Raw genomic sequence first — 15,840 nt, forward strand, 5'->3', positions numbered from 1 at the left:
CCCGGGCGGGCGCGTCAGGCGTGGACGCGGGCGAGGAACTCGACGAGCGCGGGGTGCTGCGGGGCGTCGAGGACCTCGGCCGGGGCACCCTGCTCGACGACCTCGCCCTGGTGCAGGAACACGATCCGGTCGGCCACGTTCCGCGCGAAGTGCATCTCGTGCGTGGTCATCAGGATCGTCGAGCCCTGCCGCTTCAGCTCGGTCACCAGGTCGAGCACCTCGCCGACGAGCTGCGGGTCGAGGGCACTCGTGACCTCGTCGAGCAGCAGGAGCTCGGGGTCGGACGCGATCGCGCGCACGATCGCCACGCGCTGCTGCTGCCCGCCGGAGAGCCGGTCCGGGTAGGCCCCGGCGAAGTCGGCGAGGCCGATCCGCCCGAGGAGCCGCCGGGCGGTCTCCTCCGCCTGCGCCCTGCCGACGCCGTGCACCTGCCGGGAGGCGAGCGTCACGTTGTCGAGCACGCTCATGTGCGGGAACAGGTTGAACTGCTGGAACACGACGCCGATCCGGGCCCGGGTGGCGTCGACGTCGATGCGGGGATCGGCGATGTCCGTGCCCTGCAGCAGGATCTCGCCGTCGTCGATGCCCTCGAGCAGGTTCACCGTCTTGAGGAGCGTCGACTTGCCGGAGCCCGAGGCCCCGATGACGCAGATGACCTCGTGTCGGTGCACCGTCAGGTCGATCCCGCGCAGGACCTCGTGCTCGCCGAACGCCTTGCGCAACCCGCGCAGCTCGAGGACGGCGGCCGACGTGTCGGGGGTGAGCCGCGCCTCCTGGCCCGTCATACGGTCCCTCCGATCTGCTCGCGCCGCTGCTGGCGACGCGCGATCGCGTCCGTGACGCGGATCAGCGGCAGGCTGATCACGACGAAGAGCAGTCCGGCGACGAAGTAGGGCGTGAAGTTGTAGGTCTCGGCCTGGGCGATCTGCGCGGAGCGGACCGCGTCCACCGCGCCGAGGATCGACACGAGACCGACGTCCTTCTGCATCGACACGAAGTCGTTCATGAGCGCGGGCGTGACCTTGCGGATCGCCTGCGGCAGCACGACGAGGCGCAGGGTCTTCGCGTGCGACAGCCCGAGCGACCGGGCGGCGAGGCGCTGCGAGGGGTGCACGGCCTCCATGCCGGCGCGGAGCACCTCGGCGATGTACGACGAGTAGGTCAGGACGATCGCGATGGTGCCCCAGACCTCGGCGGGGAGGCGCGGGAAGATCCCGAGGCCGGGGATCCCGTAGCCCACCAGGTACAGCACGATGATGAGCGGCAGACCGCGGAACAGGTCGGTGTAGCCGGTGGCGAGCATCCGCAGGGGGAAGAACACCGGGCTCCGCAGGCCCCGGACGACCGCCAGCAGCGTGCCGAACACCGCGACGCCGATGGCGCTGAAGAACAGGATCCGGATGTTCAGCCAGAGGCCCTCGAGGATCGACGGGAACGAGTCGATCGCGGTCTGCGGATCGAAGAACGACTGCTGGACCGCGGCCCAGCCGGGGGTGTTCACGACGCCGAAGTAGACGACGGCGATCACGACGAGCGTCGACGCGACGGACACCACGATCGACCGGCGTCCGCGCTGCCGACGGTAGAGCCGACGCTCCAGCTCGACCTGGCTCGGCGCGGCTGCGGCCACCGGGGTGCCGGCGCCTGCTGGAACGGTCATGCGGCTACTTCAGGACGGGGGTGTCGGTCTCCGAGGAGAGCCACTTGGTCTGCAGGTCCTCGAGCGTGCCGTCGGCCTTGAGCGACTTGAGCGCCTTGTCGACCTTGCTCGTCAGCTCGGAGTCCTTCGGAAGCACGAAGCCGAACTGGTCGCCCGTGCCGTCGGACGGGAACTGCGCGGAGACCGTGCCCTTGCCGTCGAGCTGCGCGCCGGACATGTAGAAGGCGGTCGGCAGGTCGGTCACGATCGCGTCGATCTGGCCCGACTTGAGCGCGAGGACGGCGTCGTCGTTCGAGTTGAAGACCTGCGGGGTGACCCCGAGGACGTCCTTCACGCTCTGGATGCTCGTCGACCCGGTCGCGACACCGATCGCGTCCTGCTTCAGCGCCGCGATGGTGGTGTCGTCGGCGGCCTTCGAGGACTGCGTCGTCACGACCGCCTGGGTCGTCGTGTAGTACGCGCTCGACATGTCGACGGCCTTCTTGCGCTTGGCGTCGATGGAGAACTGCTGGACGTTGAGGTCCCAGTCCTTCGGGCCGGGAGCGATGGCGCTGTCGAAGGTGCTCCGCTTCCACACGACGTCCGACTTGTCGTAGCCCATCTCCTTCGCGACGGCGTAGGCCACGGCGGCCTCGAAGCCCTTGCCGGACTGCGGCTTGTTGTCCTCGACCCAGGGTGAGTACGCGGGCTGCCCGGTCGCGATGGTGAGCTTGCCGTCGGTGACGGTGCCGTCGGCGTTGCCGCTGCCTCCCGCCGAGCAGGACGAGAGCGCGAGTGCGGCGACCGCAGCGGTCGCGACGGCGATGGTGAGACGGAGGGATCGGGTCACGGTCGGGCCTTCGTGCGAGGGGGTGGGGGCAGGACGAAGTGTACTTCGCGCTGGGATACCAACGCGAAACGGATGTCTCGCGACTACTCGGCGAGCGTGAAGTCGTCGAACGAGAACCCGGGCGACACCAGGCAGCTCAGCAGCACCTCGCCGTCGCCCGGCAGGGTCCGCTGCCACACGCCGCCGCGCACGAACGCCTGCGCGTCGTTCACCCGGTCGCGCCCGGCGTCCGGGCCGAGCGTGATCGTCGCCCCGGGCTCGGGCTGGTCGCCGTCGCCACCGAGCTGCAGGTCGACGCTGTCCGGCCCGTGCCACATCCAGATCTCGTCGCTCGTGACCCGGTGCCAGGCCGAGGCCTCACCCGGGGGCAGCAGGAAGTGGATCAGGGTCGCGGCGGGCCGGTCACCCGCCGGCGTCGACACGGTCGCGGGCGAGGTCCAGGTGCGGACGTACCAGCCGCCCTCGGGGTGCGGCTCCATGCCGAGGGCGACGGCGCGCTTCGGCACGTCGAGCCACTCGATCAGGGTTCCGTCGACGGTGCGACGGGCGGCCATGCCCGGGCGGGGTGCGGTCTCGGTCATGATTCCTCCAAGGAACGATCAGGTGGGGCGGGCGGGCCGGTCAGCGCACCGTCGACGGCCCGGACGACACCGCGGACCACGGTCGCGACGGCACGGCCGGCACCGTCCTCGACGAGTTCGGCGAGGGCGTCCGGCACGGTCCGGGCGTCGACGTCGAAGACGGCCAGGTCGGCGCGTGCCCCGACGGCGAGGTGCCCGATCCGGTCCGGCCCGACGGCGAGCCCCATGGCGTGCGCGCCGCCGAGGGTCGCCGCGGCGAGCAGTCGTTCGTGCAGGTCGCGGTGCCCGTAGCCCTGCGACCGGGCGATCCGGTGCAGCGCGGTGACGTCGGCCATCAGGTCGAGGGACGGCGACGACGACAGCGAGTCCGTGCCGATCGCGATCGGGCTGCCCTCGCGCAGGTAGTCGGCGACGGGTGGCGGATCGAGCCCGATGACGGCGTTCGAGCGCGGGCAGAGCGCGACGGCGGTCCCCCGCGCGCGCAGCAGTGCCCGGTCGGCGGCGGTCATGTACACACCGTGCGCGATGTGGCAGTCGGGGCCGAGCACGCCCAGCCGGTCGACGAACGCGGTCGCGCTCGCACCGAAGCCGAGCGCGCGCATGGCCCGGAAGGACGGCACGTTCGCCAGGTGCCAGTCGTTGCCGTGGCCGACGCCGTCGACGCCCTCGAGCCCGGGCACCGGCCCGAGGGCGACGCGCTCACCCTCGAACGCGGCCTCGCCGAGGTGCAGGTGCAGCCGGAGGCCGCGCTGGCGCACGATGTCGGGCAGTTCGAGCAGCGGGGCGACGTCGAGCGAGTACGGCGCGTGCGGGGAGAGCCCGGCGCCCGGGTCCGTCGGGATCCGCTCGAGTTCGGCGAGCACTTGGTCGCGGCCGTGGGACTGCCAGGCCGCGTTCTCCCAGTCCATGACCTCCCAGTAGGCGATGCCGCCGAGGCCCGCTTCGGCGAGCACGGTCGACGCCTCGATGTCCGTGACGACGTCGGCGATGCTCGTCACACCGGCGAGGATCGACGACGTCGCGCCGGCTGCCGCCTCGGCGTGCCAGTCGTGCGGCTCGGCGTAGTCCTCGTTGAACGCGCGGGCCCAGTCCTCGAAACCGCTGTACTGCCGCTGCCCGACACTGGCCATGCCGGTGTACTGCAGGTGCGAGTGCGCGTTCACGAGACCGGGGAGGAGGGCACCTCGCCACGGCCGTTCGGTGAAGGGCACGCCGGAGCTGGCGAGCTGGTCGACGACCCACGACCGGTCGCCGACGTGCAGGATGCGGCCGTCCTGCACCGCGACGGCGCCGTCGGCGATGGGCGGCGCGGTCATCGGCACGACGATGCGCGCCGAGTGGACGGTGACGGGGTGCCCGGCGGTCACGACGGGTCTCCGAAACGGCGGGTCCGGACGTCGGGCTCACGGTCGGCGGGGTGCTCGGCGAGGGGCACGGGAGGCGCGGCTGGCGCTCCGAACGCGGCGAGCGCCGCGCGGGCGGTCGCCTCGTCCACCGCGGGGTCGATCGGCACGACGGCACGGTCGAGTTCGTCGCCCCGTTCGAGGAGCATCCGGACGGCGCCGAGCTGTGCGGCGAAGGACAGGTCCATGATCTCGATCGGGTTGCCCTCGGCAGCGGTGATGTTGATGCAGCCGCCGCCGTCGAGCACGATCGGGCCGCCGTCCGCACCGGGGAACACGAGTCGCTCGGCCTTCGGACCCACCGGGACCCGCTCGGCGCCGGCCGCTCGGGCGTCGTCGAGCGCCACCTCGTGGTCGACGCCGCCCGCGACCGCGACGACCGTGCCGTCCGCGCACGACCGCAGCGCGCGGAGGTCGACCGTGTCGGCGACCCCCGTGGCGCTCATCACGAGGTCGGCATCCTGCACCGCCTCGGCCAGGGGTGCGACGGCGTGGCCGGCGAAGAGCGCCTGCAGGGCGCGGACCGGGTCCGTCTCGGCGACCGTCACCCGCAGACCGAGTGCCGTGAGCACCAGGGCGACCCCCTCGCCGACGTGGCCGAACCCGGCGACGACCGCCGTGCCTCCCGGGAGCACGCGGTGCGTGCCGGACGGGAGCCGGTCGAGCAGGTCGAGCACCGCGAACACCGTCGACTGCCCGGTGCCGTACCGGTTGTCGAAGAAGGTCTTGGTGCGGGCGTCGTTCACCGCGACGACGGGGATGCCGAGCTCGCCGCGCGCCGCCATGGTGCGGAGCGGGCGGAGGCCGCTCGTCGTCTCCTCCGCTGCGCCGAGCATCGTGGGCACCAGGTCCGGGCGCTCCTGGTGCGCGAGACGGATCACGTGCGAGCCGTCGTCGAGCAGGATGTGCGGCCGGGTGTCGAGCATCGCGAGGGCGAGGGCCCGCTGCTCGGGGAGCGAGGCGGCACTGCTCGCGTACACGGTCAGCCCGGCTGCCCGGAGCGCGTCGGCCACGGCGTCGTCGGTCTCGTCGGCGTGGGCGTAGACGACGACCTCGGCGCCGGCGTCACGGAGGAGCAGGCTCAACACGGCGGTCTTCGGCTCGAGGAACATCGCGACGCCGATCCGGGTACCACGGAGGAGTCCCCCGTCGCGGAGCTCGGCGGCGACCGCTCGCGACACGGGCATCGACCGGCGGGCCCAGCGCAGGCGGGCCTCGGCGGCGGGGTCGTCCTCGGGGTCGCGGCCGGTGGAGACGAGGAAGACGTCGTCCGAGGTCATCGGCACCCCGAGGACACCGGGGCGGGCGATCGAGACCGGGCCGAAGGCGTCCTCGTCGACGGCGGGGAGGTGTCGTCCGGCGTCGACCACGACGAGGGTCGCGCCCCGGGGACGGTCGGCTTCGCGCTCGATGACCGGCGTGGAGTCCTCCGGCGAACCGGCGCACCAGAGCTGGTCGACGGGTTCGTGGGGCAGCGCCTCGCGGGCGCCGAGCCCCGTCAGCAGGGAGCGCAGCGCCGCGGTGTCGCGGGGGTCGCCGCCGACGATGCGGAAGCGGCGCGCGGCGACGAGGAGGTTCGTCGCGCCCGCGAAGCGCCGGACGGCCGCCGAGGCCCAGGCGCGGGTCTCGGGGTCGGCTCCTGGCGGCATGCCCCAATCGTAGGGCGAGCGGGTGGCGTGCCCGTGTCCGGCGGGTGGCCGGGTGGCGCGCCCGTGTCCGGCGGGTGGCCGGGGGCCTCGTCAGCGCGGGACGTGCGGCGGGGGCGTGCCGTCCCATCCGTCGCCGACCGACGACGACGACCAGGGTGCCGGCCGGCCGGCGAGCGCGTTCGCGCTCCGGTCGAGCCGTCGGTGCCGGCGCAGCACCGTGACGAGGACCACGACCCCGACGGCCGACACGATCGCGAGCCCGATCACGTACAGGGTCGTCGCGACGCCGGCGATCGACGCCGGGACGACCCCGTTCCGCGCCGCCGAGAACGGCGTCCCCGTCACGACGAACGCCAGCAGGGTCGAGATCGTCGAGTTCGAGTCCCACAGCCCGTGCAGCAGGGAGACCCCCACGTAGGCGACGACCGGGGCCCACGACCACCGGAACCGGTCGCGACCACGGGCGGCGCCGAACAGGACGGCGCCGAGGATCGACGTCCACAGCACGTGCCCGACCGGGGACAGCACCGCACGGACGACCTCGGTCTGCAGCAGGGACACCAGGTCGATGCCCCGCGCGGTGATCGCCGCGTTGAACGCGTACCCTGCCGACTCGAACGCGGCGAAGCCGGCACCGACCGTCGCCCCGAGGAGTGCTCCCTGCCGAGCCGTCTTCGGGCGGACCCGCCACCCGACGAACAGCAGCAGGACGCCCTTGACGAACTCCTCGACGAACCCGACGACGATGTACACGAGGGCGTCCTGCTGCAGGTTCGCCTCGAGCAGGGACGCCCCGAGGACGCCGAGGATCCCGCCGACGAAGAACGCGACGATGAGCTGCATCGTGCTCACCGTTCCGGTCACCCGCTCGATGACGAACAGCACCACCGTGAAGGGCACGAGGAAGCTGCCGAGCAGGATGATCGTCGGGACGAGGTTCGTGTTCAGCGTCGTGATCGTGACGACGATCGTGACCACCCAGAGCAGGAACCCGACGAGGAGGGTCTTCCACCACCAGCCGTGACGGTGGTGCGGGTGAGCGGCGCGGACGTCCGTGGACAGGCTCATGGAGCCATGGTGCTCCGCTGCCGCGCCGGGGGTCACGGGAATGCGCGGGGCCCGTCGGACGTACTCTCTGGGCATGAGCGATGCATCCTTCGACAAGGTCACGATGTTCGGTGCGGACTGGTGCCGCGACTGCCGCCGTTCCAAGGCGCTGCTCGACACCCTCGGGGTGGACTACGAGTACGTCGACGTGGAGGCGGACCTGACCGCGGCCGACCGCGCCGAGGAGATCAGCGGGCGGAAGAACATCCCCGTCGTCGTGCTGCCGAACGGGAAGCACTTCGTCGAGCCGTCGGACGCCGAACTGCGCTCGGAGCTCGAGGCCGCCGGCGTCGTCTGACGCCCGGGCGCGCTGGGGCGCGCTCGCGCCGTTTCCCCCGCCCGGACATCGGATGAATCGGGCATGATGGCGGCGTGATCATCGACGCTCACCACCACCTCTGGGATCCGGCAGACCGTCCCTACCCCTGGATGGACGACTCGGTCGCCCCGATCCGGCGACGGTTCGACGTGGACGACCTGCGCGCGGCGACCACCGGGACCTCCGTCACGCGGACGATCGCGGTGCAGGCGGTGCACGACGCGGGCGAGACCGCCTGGCTCCTCGCGCAGCCCGCGCCGGTCGCGGGCGTCGTCGGCTGGGTGGACCTGACCGCGCCCGACGTGGCCGAGCGCGTGGCGTCGGCGTCGACCGGTCCGGGCGGCGAGCGGCTCGTCGGCATCCGCCACCAGGCACAGGACGAGCCCGACCCCGGGTGGCTCGCCCGGCCGGAGGTCGTCCGCGGCGTCCGTGCCGTCGCGCGTGCCGGCCTCGTGTTCGACCTGCTCGTGCGGGCCCGGGAGCACGACGCTGCCCTCGCCCTCGTCGACGCCGTACCCGAGGCGTCGTTCGTCCTCGACCACGCCGGCAAGCCGTCGATCGACACCGGGGACCCCTCGTGGCCGGACCGGATGCGGGACGTCGCCGCCAGGCTCAACGTGGCGTGCAAGGTCTCCGGGCTGCTCACCGAGGCGGGTACCGGCTGGCGGGAACGGCCCGTCGCCCGGTACGCCCGCGCGGTCGTCGAGCACTTCGGCCCGGAGCGCTCGCTGTTCGGCTCCGACTGGCCGGTGTCGACGCTCGCCGCCGACTACGCCGAGGTCCTGCACACGACGAGCGACGCCCTCGCCGACCTGTCGCCGACCGAGCGCGACGCTGTCCTCCGCGGGACGGCCGAGCGGATCTACCTTGCCGGAGCCTCGACTCAGACATAGGATGTTTCCGCTGCACCGGCGCAGCAGGAGAGCGAGGAACGATGCGGTTCGCACGACTTGGCCCGGCGGGCGACGAGATCCCGGTCGCGATCGACGACGACGGCGAGGTGCTCGACCTCCGGAGCCTCACCGGTGACATCAGCGGTGGCTTCCTGGCGTCCGACCCCGGCCCCGGCGCCCTCGTGCGGCACGCCCGCGCCGCCGGCGACCTTCCCGTGATCGACCGGGCCGACGGTCTCCGGCGTGGGTCGCCCGTCGCCCGCCCCGGCAAGGTCGTCTGCATCGGCCTGAACTACCGCGACCACGCCGCCGAGACCGGCGCCGACATCCCCACCGAGCCGATCGTGTTCATGAAGGACCCGATGACGGTGATCGGCCCCGACGACGAGGTCCTCGTCCCCCGCGGCAGCACGAAGACCGACTGGGAGATCGAGCTCGCGATCGTGATCGGCACCACCGCGCGCTACTGCGCGTCCGAGGACGAGGCCGCGACGCACATCGCCGGCTACGCCATCGCCAACGACGTCTCGGAGCGCGCGTTCCAGCTCGAACGCGGCGGGCAGTGGGACAAGGGGAAGTCCTGCGAGACGTTCAACCCGCTCGGCCCCTGGCTCGTCACGCCGTCCGCGCTCGAGGCGGACGGCCTCGACCCGAACGCCCTGTCGCTGCAGCTCCGGGTGAACGGCGAGCTCCGGCAGGACGGCAGCACCCGGGACATGATCTTCCGGCCGGCCGAGATCGTCCGGTACCTGTCGCAGTTCATGGTCCTGTACCCGGGCGACGTCATCAGCACCGGGACACCCGCGGGGGTCGCCCTCGGCAGCGGTGCGCCGTACCTGCAGGCCGGCGACGTCGTCGAACTCACCGCCGAGGGCCTCGGCTCGCAGCGCCAGACGATGGGCGCAGCATGACCGCCGGGACCCACGAGGGCCTGCGGGCCGTCGTCACCGGGGGCGCCTCGGGGATCGGCGCCGCGATCGTCGTCGCGCTCCGTGACCGAGGTGCGACCGTCGCGGTGCTCGACCTGCAGCCCGCGGACGACGCCCTGTCGTTCCGCTGCGACGTCGGTGACGACACGTCCGTCCGGGCAGCGGTCGCCGACGCCGTCGAGCAGCTCGGCGGCCTCGACGTCCTGGTCAACAACGCCGGCATCGGCGCACAGGGCACCGTCGAGGACAACCCCGACGACGAGTGGCGCCGCGTGTACGAGGTGAACGTGCTCGGCGCGGTCCGGCTCTCGCGCGCGTGCCTGCCGCACCTCCGCGACTCCGACGCCGCGAGCATCGTGAACACCTGCTCGATCGCCGCCACCGCGGGGCTGCCCCAGCGCGCGCTGTACTCCGCGACGAAGGGCGCGATCGCCGCCCTCACCCGCGCCATGGCTGCCGACCACCTCCGGGAGGGCATCCGCGTCAACGCCGTCAACCCCGGCACCGCGGACACCCCCTGGGTCGCGCGGCTGCTCGAGCGCGCCGACGACCCGGCAGCGGAACGGGCGGCCCTGGAGGCACGCCAACCGCACGGACGCCTCGTCGCGCCCGAGGAGGTGGCCGAGGCCGTCGCCTACCTCACGAGCCCGCTCGCCCGGTCGACGACGGGTGTCGACCTCGCGGTCGACGGCGGGATGCAGGCGCTCCGGCTCCGGCCCGCCTGATGGGCCCTGGAGGCGCGACTATCGTCGTCGTGTCGGCTCGCGTGGGCGAGTGGCCGAGCAGGAGGTGGTGACGTGGCGTCGCTGACGGACGATGCGATCGCACGCATCCAGCAGATGATCGTGAGCGGCGAGCTCCAACCCGGGCAGCGCCTCCCGCCCGAGAAGGAGCTCAGCGAGTCCCTCGGGCTGTCGCGGAACAGCCTCCGCGAAGCGGTGAAGGCCCTCGAACTCATCCGCGTGCTCGACGTCCGGCGCGGCGACGGCACGTACGTGACGTCGCTCGAGCCGACCGTCCTGCTCGAGGCGGTCTCCTTCGTCGTCGACATGCACCACGACCGCTCGCTCGTGGACCTGCTCGAGGTCCGGCGGATCCTCGAGCCCGCGTCCGCCGTCCTCGCGACCGCCCGCGCCTCGGAGCAGCAGATCGACGACCTGCACGCGCTCATGCAGTCCGTCGGCGAGGACACCGGCGTCGAGGACCTCGTCGCCCACGACCTGCAGTTCCACTCGACGATCGCGGGCATCGGCGGCAACCAGTACCTGTCCGGCCTGCTCGACGCACTGTCGAGCAAGACCGTCCGGGTGCGGGTCTGGCGCGGCCTGACGCAGAACGGCTCCGTGCAGCGCACGCTCGACGAGCACGCGGCGATCGTGGACGCCATCCGTCGCCGCGACCCCCAGCTCGTGCAGGCGCTCGTCGTGGCGCACGTCGAGGGTGTGGAGCGCTGGCTGCGGCGCTCGCTCGACTGAACCCGGCAGTCTTCCCAGGCAGGTGCGAGTTGGGTCGGTTGTCGGCCCTGACTCCGGCAACCATGCCGCGGCAACCGCACCCACGAGGAGGAAACCGTGATCGGTCTCATCATCAGCTTGATCATCATCGGACTCATCGCCGGCGCCCTCGCGCGGCTCATCGTCCCCGGCAAGCAGCACATCTCGATCCCCATGACCATCCTGCTCGGCATCATCGGGTCGTTCGTGGGCGGGTTCCTCGGGTTCCTGATCTTCCAGCACGACCCGATGGACGGCTTCTTCCAGCCCGCCGGGATCATCGGCTCGATCATCGGCGCCGTCATCGTGCTGTTCATCTACACGCGCTTCGCCGGCCGGAGCGCCCGCACCCGCTAGTCGGACGTGGCCGGGCACGACCCGGCGCACAACCGAAGTCACCCCGAACCGCGCATCCGCGTGGTTCGGGGTGACTTTCGTTGTGCGCCGGCGATCGGCGCCGGGGCGCCCGGCCGCCGCGCGGCGCGGCGCCCGCGTCAGGCGGCGAGCAGGCCCGCCGTGCGCAGGTCGTCCCAGAGCGCCTCGGGCACCGTCGCACCGGCCCGAGCGACGTTCGAGCGCACCTGCTCCGCCGACTGCGCACCGAGGGCGATCGCCCGGACGGCAGCCGCCCGGCGCGGGAACGCGAGCGCGGCCTCCGGCAGCGTGACGCCGTGCCGTTCGCACACGTCGGCGATCGCGTTCGCCCGTTCGACCAGCGACGCCGGCGCCGCCGCGTAGTCGTACGTCGCCGAGGCGTCCGGCCTGTCCCGTCCGAGCAGCCCCGAGTTGTAGACGCCGACCGCGACCACGGCGACCCCGAGGTCCTCGCACCGTGCGACCAGCGACGCCGCCGGCTGCTCGAGCAGCGTGTACCGCCCGGCGAGCATGACCACGTCGCACATGCCGGTGGAGACCGCTGCCTCGAGGGCCTCGACGGAGTTCGACCCGACGCCCACCGCCCGGACGACCCCCTCGTCCCGGAGCTCGACGAGCGTCGGCAGCGCCTGGGTCAACCCGTCCCGCAGCGAGTACACGTCCGGGTCGTGCAGGTAGGCGATGTCCACGTGGTCGAGCCCGAGCCGCCCGAGGGACTCGTCGAGGGACCGCCGCACGCCCGACGGCGAGGGATCCCACTGCCGGACCAGGTCGTCCGGCACCGCGAACCCGCCGGAGTCCAGGTCGTCCCCGTCGCCCCGCCCGGGCACGAGCAGGCGTCCGACCTTCGTCGACACCAGGTACTCGGACCGCGGCCGTTCGGCGAGTGCCGCTCCGAGCCGCCGCTCGGACAGCCCGAGCCCGTAGTGCGGCGCGGTGTCGAACCCGCGGACCCCGGCCTCCCACGCGGCGTCGACCGTGGCCCGCGCCTCGTCGTCGGACACCTCGCGCAGCAGGTTGCCGATCCCCGCACCGCCGAACCAGAACGGTCCGCAGTCGAGGTCCGGGGCCGTCACGCGTCCACCTGGTCCGCGAGCGACCACACCCGGGGGATACCGTCGTCGCTGCCGGAGTAGTCGTCGGCAGCCTCGAGCAACGGGTTCACGACCGCCTGCCACTCGGCGTTCACGGGGTCGTCGGCGAGCGCCTTCCGCATCGCCCGGTAGTCCTCGACCTCGACGAGGTGCACGAGGTCCTGCCCGTCCCGCCAGATCGTCCAGTCCTGCACCCCGGCCGCGCGGAGCCGTGCCGCCAGCGCGGGCGGGACCGAGGCGTGCACGCGTTCGTACGCCGCCTCGCTCCCCGCCCGCAGCCGGGTCCTCGTCAGGATGCGCTGCATCAGTCGCGCAGGAAGAGCTCGACCACGGGCACCGCCACGTCCGGCCGGACGATCGGCAGGGTGAGCGTCAGCGTCCCCGCGGGCTGCCCGCCGAGGCCGGTGTTCTGCGCCCGGGTGCCGGGCGCGATCTCGCGGTAGTGGATCTCCGACGCGTCGTTCAGGAGCTGGGCGTACTCGACCCGGCCGGCGAGGTCGGCGAGGTGCACGTGCTCGAACGGCCACGTGAAGAGGTGCAGGTACAGCCGGTTCCCGTTCTGCGTGTAGACGGTGCCCGCCGGCGCCCGGAACGTCGACGGCCCGGCGCCGTACACCGACCGCGCGTGCTGGTGCATCCACGTGCCGATCCCGGCGAGCGCCGTCCGGGCGACCCCGTCGAACTCGCCACGACCGGTCGGCCCGACGTTGAGGAGCATGTTCCCGTTGTTCGAGACCCCGTCGACGAGCATGCGTACGAGCAGGTCGGTGCTCTTGACGTTCAGGTTGTCGCGGTCGTACCCCCACGAGCCGTTGAGGGTCTGGCAGGCCTCCCACGGCACCTGGACGCCGTCGACCTCCATCGGCTTGTCCGGCTGGTACTGCTCCGGCGTGACGATGTCCCCGGGCAGGTCGAGCCGGTCGTTGACGATGATGCCGGGCTGGAGCCGCTTGGTCAGCGCCAACAGCTCCTCGGAGCCCCAGTCGTCGCGGCCCTTGCCGCCCCAGATGTCCTCGTGGTCGTTGTCGCGGTACGAGAAGTCGTAGAACAGGTAGTCGATCCGCCCGTAGTCGGACAACAGCTCCGTCACCTGCCCGTGCAGGTAGCCGCGGTATCGCGCCATGTCCCTGCCCTCGTTCAACGCGGCGATCGCCTCGTCGTCGTCGTCCCGCCTCGGGTGCACGCCGTCGATCGTGAAGTCCGGGTGGTGCCAGTCGATGAGCGAGTGGTAGAAGCCGACCCGCAGTCCCTCGGCGCGGACGGCGTCGACGAACTCGCGCACGATGTCGCGGCCGAACGGGGTGTTCGTGGACTTGTAGTCGGTCAGTGCGCTGTCCCAGAGTGCGAAGCCCTCGTGGTGCTTCGTGGTGAGGACGACGTACTTCATGCCCGCCTCACGTGCTCGTCGCGCCCAGTCGGCGGCGTCGAACAGGTCCGGGTCGAAGTGGTCGAAGTACTTCTGGTAGTCGGCGTCGGTGATCCGCTCGCGGTTCTTCACCCACTCGTGCCGTGCCGGCAGGGCGTAGAGCCCCCAGTGGATGAACATGCCGAACCGGTCGTGGGTGAACCACGCGGGCAGGCCGGAGGGATCGGTCGCGGTCTGCGGCTCTGCAGGTGCGGTGATGGTCATGTGGCCAGTGTTCCTTTCACGAGTACAGCACGTCACCGGCCGCCGAGGCCGCTGGTGACGATGCCCTTGACGAGGTGCTTCTGCAGCAGGACGAGGAGGATCACGGTGGGGAGCATCGAGATCACCGAGGCCGCCATCACGAGGTTCCACTCGGACCCCTGCTGCCCGAAGAACTGCTGCAGGCCGAGCGGGATCGTGCCGTGGGCCTCGACGTCGTTGACCACGACGAGCGGCCAGAGGAACGAGTTCCAGTAGGAGATGAACGAGAAGACCGCGAGCACGGCCATCGTCGGCCGGGCGAGCGGCAGCATCACCGAGACGAAGGTCCGGATGGCGCCGGCGCCGTCGACGCGTGCTGCGTCGTCGAGCTCCTGCGGCACGGTGAGGAAGAACTGCCGGATCAGGAACGCGCCGAGCGCCGTGAACGCCCACGGGACGATGAGCGCCTGGAAGGTGTCCACCCACCCGAAGCCCTGCATCATCACGTACATCGGGATGACGAGGACGTCCTGCGGGATCATCAGCGTCACCAGGAAGAGCAGGAACACGGTGTTCCGTCCCCGCCAGCGCAGCCGCGAGAACGCGTACCCGGAGAGCACGGCCACGACGACGTTGATCACGGTGCCGGCGGCCGCCACGAAGATCCCGTTCAGGATGAAGCGGGCGAACGGCAGGTAGGTGAACGCCTGGACGTAGTTGTCCCACTCGAGCGAGCGTCCCCAGAGCGTCGGCGGCGTGGTGAACACCTGGTCCGCCGGCTTGAGGCTCGTCGCCACCATGTAGATGAGCGGCGAGACGAAGAGCAGCGCGACGAGGCAGAGGAGCGCGTAGCCGATCGCGTGCCGGAGCCGTCCGGGCCGGGGTGCCGAGGCGGTCCGGGGCACGGACCGCGGGTTGACCGTGCGGTTCGACGTCGTGAACCCGCTCGTGCGGGGCTTGGTCAGCTCACTCATAGTGCACCCACCGCTTCTGCCCGAGGAACTGGACGGCCGTGATCCCGAGGATGATGACGAACAGCACCCAGGCACCGGCGGAGGCCAGCCCGAGCTGCTGGTTCTGGAAGCCCGTGTTGTAGATGTACTGCACGAGGGTCTCCGTCGCCGTGCCCGGTCCGCCCTTGGTGAGGACGAACGGCTGCACGAACACCTGGAACGAGGTGATCAGCGTCATCATCGTGGCGAAGAACACCGACGGCGAGATGAGCGGGAACTTGATCGCCCAGAACGTCTGCCACGCGTTCGCGCCGTCGAGCTGCGACGCCTCGATCTGGTTCTCGGGCACGGCGTCGAGCGCCGCCGAGAAGATGAGCATGTTGTACCCGAAGCCCTGCCAGACGCTCATCGCGACGATGGCGAGCATCGCCCAGTGCTCGTCGGCGAGGAAGTTCGGCGCGTGCACGCCGACCGTCGACTGCAGGGAGGCATCGATCGCGCCGCCCGGCTGGTAGAGCATCCGCCACACCACGACGTTCGCGACGATCGGCGTGATGGTCGGGATGAAGAACAGCACACGGAAGACGTGTCGACCGGCGATCCGCGGCGTCAGCCAGGCGGCGAGCCCGAGCGACACGACGAGGTTGAGCGGCACGTACAGCACGACGAACAGGGCCGTGTTGAGCGTCACCGTCCGGAACACCGGGTCGGCGAAGAGCCTGGCGTAGTTCTCGATGCCGGCGAAGCTGCGCTCGCCGAGCATCGGCCAGTTCATGAAGCTGACGACGAGGGAGGCGATGATCGGGAACGCCGTGAAGACGACCAGCCCGATCGAGTGCGGCGCGGCGAAGGCGGCGCCCCACCACGAGCGCCGACCGACGACGCCGTCGGCGTCACCGCCCTTGGGCCGGGGCGTCGCGGTGCCCGTCGCGACCGCGGTCGCGAC

Annotated in this window: 18 protein-coding genes; 6 read left to right on the plus strand and 12 right to left on the minus strand. The window is 71.8% G+C overall.

Translation table 11 applies throughout. The annotated features are described in order from the left end of the window. Nucleotides 1-14: 14 nt before the first annotated feature. The 7 genes from BIV03_RS11675 to BIV03_RS11705 form a co-directional block, all read right to left on the minus strand. The gene (locus BIV03_RS11675) at nucleotides 15-785 is read right to left on the minus strand and encodes an amino acid ABC transporter ATP-binding protein (RefSeq protein ID WP_071295827.1); all 771 of its coding nucleotides are present in this window, start codon (nucleotides 783-785) and stop codon (nucleotides 15-17) included. Further along, complete coding sequence (locus tag BIV03_RS11680; RefSeq protein WP_071295828.1) at nucleotides 782-1,660, minus strand: amino acid ABC transporter permease; 879 nt, start codon at nucleotides 1,658-1,660, stop codon at nucleotides 782-784. Before BIV03_RS11680 ends, BIV03_RS11675 begins: the two co-directional genes overlap by 4 nt. Before the next feature lie 4 nt (nucleotides 1,661-1,664). Further along, nucleotides 1,665-2,489 carry an ABC transporter substrate-binding protein gene (locus tag BIV03_RS11685; protein ID WP_071295829.1) on the minus strand — a complete coding sequence of 275 codons (825 nt, stop codon included), beginning with the start codon at nucleotides 2,487-2,489 and terminating at the stop codon, nucleotides 1,665-1,667. Nucleotides 2,490-2,572: 83 nt separating this feature from the next. After that, nucleotides 2,573-3,070: a cupin domain-containing protein gene (locus BIV03_RS11690; RefSeq protein WP_229085765.1), complete on the minus strand. Its 498-nt coding sequence runs from the start codon at nucleotides 3,068-3,070 to the stop codon at nucleotides 2,573-2,575. After that, complete coding sequence (locus BIV03_RS11695) at nucleotides 3,067-4,437, minus strand: amidohydrolase family protein (RefSeq protein ID WP_254790867.1); 1,371 nt, start codon at nucleotides 4,435-4,437, stop codon at nucleotides 3,067-3,069. Before BIV03_RS11695 ends, BIV03_RS11690 begins: the two co-directional genes overlap by 4 nt. Further along, entirely contained in the window at nucleotides 4,434-6,122 is a 1,689-nt protein-coding gene (locus BIV03_RS11700; protein ID WP_071295830.1) for an adenosylhomocysteinase, read from the minus strand. Before BIV03_RS11700 ends, BIV03_RS11695 begins: the two co-directional genes overlap by 4 nt. Nucleotides 6,123-6,212: 90 nt before the next feature. After that, a complete protein-coding gene (locus BIV03_RS11705) occupies nucleotides 6,213-7,190 on the minus strand; it encodes a PrsW family intramembrane metalloprotease (protein ID WP_071295831.1) in 978 nt (325 codons plus the stop codon). 73 nt (nucleotides 7,191-7,263) lie between these two features. Here BIV03_RS11705 and BIV03_RS11710 point away from each other — a divergent pair, with 73 nt between their 5' ends. The 6 genes from BIV03_RS11710 (at nucleotide 7,264) to BIV03_RS11735 (ending at nucleotide 11,220) form a co-directional block, all read left to right on the plus strand. Beyond that, entirely contained in the window at nucleotides 7,264-7,527 is a 264-nt protein-coding gene (locus tag BIV03_RS11710) for a glutaredoxin family protein (RefSeq protein ID WP_071295832.1), read from the plus strand. A 74-nt stretch (nucleotides 7,528-7,601) separates the two neighbouring features. Continuing rightward, entirely contained in the window at nucleotides 7,602-8,441 is an 840-nt protein-coding gene (locus tag BIV03_RS11715) for an amidohydrolase (protein ID WP_071295833.1), read from the plus strand. 41 nt (nucleotides 8,442-8,482) lie between these two features. Beyond that, the gene (locus BIV03_RS11720) at nucleotides 8,483-9,352 is read left to right on the plus strand and encodes a fumarylacetoacetate hydrolase family protein (RefSeq protein WP_071295834.1); all 870 of its coding nucleotides are present in this window, start codon (nucleotides 8,483-8,485) and stop codon (nucleotides 9,350-9,352) included. Then, nucleotides 9,349-10,095 carry an SDR family NAD(P)-dependent oxidoreductase gene (locus BIV03_RS11725; RefSeq protein ID WP_071295835.1) on the plus strand — a complete coding sequence of 249 codons (747 nt, stop codon included), beginning with the start codon at nucleotides 9,349-9,351 and terminating at the stop codon, nucleotides 10,093-10,095. Before BIV03_RS11720 ends, BIV03_RS11725 begins: the two co-directional genes overlap by 4 nt. A gap of 72 nt (nucleotides 10,096-10,167) precedes the next feature. Beyond that, nucleotides 10,168-10,845 carry a FadR/GntR family transcriptional regulator gene (locus BIV03_RS11730; protein WP_083295185.1) on the plus strand — a complete coding sequence of 226 codons (678 nt, stop codon included), beginning with the start codon at nucleotides 10,168-10,170 and terminating at the stop codon, nucleotides 10,843-10,845. 96 nt (nucleotides 10,846-10,941) lie between these two features. After that, nucleotides 10,942-11,220 carry a GlsB/YeaQ/YmgE family stress response membrane protein gene (locus BIV03_RS11735; protein WP_071295836.1) on the plus strand — a complete coding sequence of 93 codons (279 nt, stop codon included), beginning with the start codon at nucleotides 10,942-10,944 and terminating at the stop codon, nucleotides 11,218-11,220. Between the two features lie 137 nt (nucleotides 11,221-11,357). Here the strand turns inward: BIV03_RS11735 and BIV03_RS11740 are convergent, their stop codons facing one another. The 5 genes from BIV03_RS11740 to BIV03_RS11760 all read right to left on the minus strand — a co-directional run. Beyond that, on the minus strand, nucleotides 11,358-12,314 hold the full coding sequence (locus BIV03_RS11740; protein WP_071295837.1) for an aldo/keto reductase: 957 nt from the start codon (nucleotides 12,312-12,314) through the stop codon (nucleotides 11,358-11,360). After that, the gene (locus tag BIV03_RS11745; protein WP_071295838.1) at nucleotides 12,311-12,637 is read right to left on the minus strand and encodes an L-rhamnose mutarotase; all 327 of its coding nucleotides are present in this window, start codon (nucleotides 12,635-12,637) and stop codon (nucleotides 12,311-12,313) included. Before BIV03_RS11745 ends, BIV03_RS11740 begins: the two co-directional genes overlap by 4 nt. After that, nucleotides 12,637-13,962 carry an alpha-L-fucosidase gene (locus tag BIV03_RS11750; protein ID WP_071295839.1) on the minus strand — a complete coding sequence of 442 codons (1,326 nt, stop codon included), beginning with the start codon at nucleotides 13,960-13,962 and terminating at the stop codon, nucleotides 12,637-12,639. The genes BIV03_RS11745 and BIV03_RS11750 overlap by 1 nt, the downstream gene beginning before the upstream one ends. A 32-nt stretch (nucleotides 13,963-13,994) precedes the next feature. After that, nucleotides 13,995-14,915 (minus strand): carbohydrate ABC transporter permease, encoded by a 921-nt coding sequence (locus tag BIV03_RS11755; RefSeq protein WP_070417845.1) that lies wholly within the window; start codon nucleotides 14,913-14,915, stop codon nucleotides 13,995-13,997. Continuing rightward, nucleotides 14,908-15,840 (minus strand): carbohydrate ABC transporter permease (locus BIV03_RS11760; protein ID WP_071295840.1); only part of this gene is annotated, 933 nt, incomplete at its 5' end. The genes BIV03_RS11760 and BIV03_RS11755, both read right to left, overlap by 8 nt.

This window comes from Curtobacterium sp. MCBA15_016, from assembly GCF_001865105.1.
In the GTDB taxonomy this organism is placed as follows: Bacteria; Actinomycetota; Actinomycetes; order Actinomycetales; family Microbacteriaceae; genus Curtobacterium.

Coding starts and splice junctions, on each gene's coding strand:
- BIV03_RS11755 (WP_070417845.1), bottom strand. CDS start 14,915: ATGAGTGAGCTGACCAAGCCCCGCACGAGCGGGTTCACGACGTCGAAC.
- BIV03_RS11710 (WP_071295832.1), top strand. CDS start 7,264: ATGAGCGATGCATCCTTCGACAAGGTCACGATGTTCGGTGCGGACTGG.
- BIV03_RS11700 (WP_071295830.1), bottom strand. CDS start 6,122: ATGCCGCCAGGAGCCGACCCCGAGACCCGCGCCTGGGCCTCGGCGGCC.
- BIV03_RS11705 (WP_071295831.1), bottom strand. CDS start 7,190: ATGAGCCTGTCCACGGACGTCCGCGCCGCTCACCCGCACCACCGTCAC.
- BIV03_RS11680 (WP_071295828.1), bottom strand. CDS start 1,660: ATGACCGTTCCAGCAGGCGCCGGCACCCCGGTGGCCGCAGCCGCGCCG.
- BIV03_RS11690 (WP_229085765.1), bottom strand. CDS start 3,070: ATGACCGAGACCGCACCCCGCCCGGGCATGGCCGCCCGTCGCACCGTC.
- BIV03_RS11675 (WP_071295827.1), bottom strand. CDS start 785: ATGACGGGCCAGGAGGCGCGGCTCACCCCCGACACGTCGGCCGCCGTC.
- BIV03_RS11745 (WP_071295838.1), bottom strand. CDS start 12,637: ATGCAGCGCATCCTGACGAGGACCCGGCTGCGGGCGGGGAGCGAGGCG.
- BIV03_RS11720 (WP_071295834.1), top strand. CDS start 8,483: ATGCGGTTCGCACGACTTGGCCCGGCGGGCGACGAGATCCCGGTCGCG.
- BIV03_RS11725 (WP_071295835.1), top strand. CDS start 9,349: ATGACCGCCGGGACCCACGAGGGCCTGCGGGCCGTCGTCACCGGGGGC.
- BIV03_RS11750 (WP_071295839.1), bottom strand. CDS start 13,962: ATGACCATCACCGCACCTGCAGAGCCGCAGACCGCGACCGATCCCTCC.